Here is a 566-nt window from a genome sequence, read left to right on the forward strand (position 1 = left end):
TCGGGTTGGTTGTGCGAATTGCGGGCCTCCTCGTGAAAGGAAGTTCGATAGCCAATGGATCGATTGGCATTGTATACGGATTCTCCGCCGTTGGGTTGTTGCTGTGCAATTCATGGCACAACCTGATTGCGAATTACGGAAAACTCAATAAGGCAAAATTTGACGTAATACTTCGTCTAGAGAAAGAACTCGGTGCCCAAATATACTCGGCGGAATGGGTGGCATTGGGTAAGGGGATGAGACCCGATAAGTACCGCTCATTTACATCGACCGAGCAGCACGTGCCAATATACTTCGGATTATTGATCGTGCTCCTGACATTAATAGCGGCTGTATGGCAGATATGGGGCTAACAAGTCGCGCCACGCGGATGGCCTTTTCTCCGCGTTGCTCCAAAAAGGCCACCGGTGCGCTCTGCGTTCTGTGTCATAAGGAGATAAGGCCATGTCGAAAGTTAACGAGATTCAAATCAAGTGCCTAAACCCAAGATGCGGTACATGGTTCCCTTCGCCGATATCCTTTGGTGATACGGAGTCCTTTGATTCATCCATGCTTGAGGGCAATAC

At 49.1% G+C, this 566-nt stretch carries 1 protein-coding gene; it reads left to right on the top strand.

Going from position 1 to position 566, the window contains the following annotated elements:
- A partial coding sequence (locus OP495_RS18715; protein ID WP_280571294.1) for a hypothetical protein occupies window positions 1-353 on the top strand: 353 nt, incomplete at its 5' end.
- Window positions 354-566: the final 213 nt, after the last annotated feature.

The organism is Chromohalobacter sp. 296-RDG, from assembly GCF_029889885.1.
Classification (GTDB): Bacteria; Pseudomonadota; Gammaproteobacteria; order Pseudomonadales; family Halomonadaceae; genus Chromohalobacter.